Origin of the sequence: Nocardioides sp. CPCC 206348 (assembly GCF_048654705.1) — a bacterium.
Classification (GTDB): Bacteria; Actinomycetota; Actinomycetes; order Propionibacteriales; family Nocardioidaceae; genus Nocardioides.
Genome location: NZ_JBMCZA010000239.1, coordinates 81,665 through 82,555, shown reverse-complemented (window position 1 = coordinate 82,555; position 891 = coordinate 81,665). Strand labels below are relative to the sequence as shown.

Genomic DNA, 891 nt, shown 5'->3' with positions numbered 1-891 from the left:
CCGCGACCCCGGTCGCGGACGGCGCCTGGAACGCTGGTCAGGTCGCGGCCCACGTCCTCACCGTCTTCCGGCGCTACAACCACCGGGACCTGACCTCTCCCGCAGGCCTGAGCGAGAACATGGCCGACCTGGATGCGCAGAACCAGGCGGAGCTCGACGCCGTCTCCGGCCTGACCCACGCAGAGGTCGTTGACGAGCTGACATCCGAACAGAAGCTGCTCGAGGACCTCGAGCTGGATCCGGCAACGACCTATCCGTTCCACTTCGGACAGACGATCGACGTCTTCGGCGGCTGGGGCAACGCCATCGGCGAGCTGCTCGTGCACGGGCACGACGTCGCGCGTGCGACAGGACGGCGGTGGCCGATCGCGCCGCGCGATGCGCTCCTGGTCATGAACGCCAACTTCCAGGTCGCCGCCGGCGCGGTGAGCCCGGAGGCCGCGCAGGACATGAGCGCGACCTTCGAGTTCCGGGTCCGGGGCGGGCGACCGCAGACCCTGGCGATTGAACGAGGCGATGTCGCCATGCTGCCCAGTTCCCTGGTGCCGGGGCGGCCCGACGTGGTGCTCGCCGGGCCGCCGGTGCCGTTCCTGCTGAACCTCTACGGTCGGCTCAGCACGCCGGGGGCCGCCCTGCGTGGCGTCGGCATCCGAGGTGGCCGTCGACCCTGGCTCGGCCTGCGTCTCGCCAGGGTCTTCGAGACGCCGATCGGTTAGTGCACCGACGCCGGACCGGAGGAACCAGGATCAGGAGGTGGGAATCAGGTAGCCGGAGACGTAGACGAATCCGCCCCCGTCACCGGTCACTGCACCACCGGCCGGAAGCTGGCGCTCCAGGTTGATGAGATAGAACGAACCGGCAGCGGCAAAGTCCAGGACCCGTGTCGCGCCC

At 69.7% G+C, this 891-nt stretch carries 1 protein-coding gene; it reads left to right on the top strand.

Going from position 1 to position 891, the window contains the following annotated elements:
- Positions 1-716, top strand: a 716-nt coding sequence (locus ACOADB_RS27670; RefSeq protein ID WP_378606710.1) for a hypothetical protein, incomplete at its 5' end; no start/stop codon positions are given.
- Positions 717-891 lie beyond the last annotated feature (175 nt).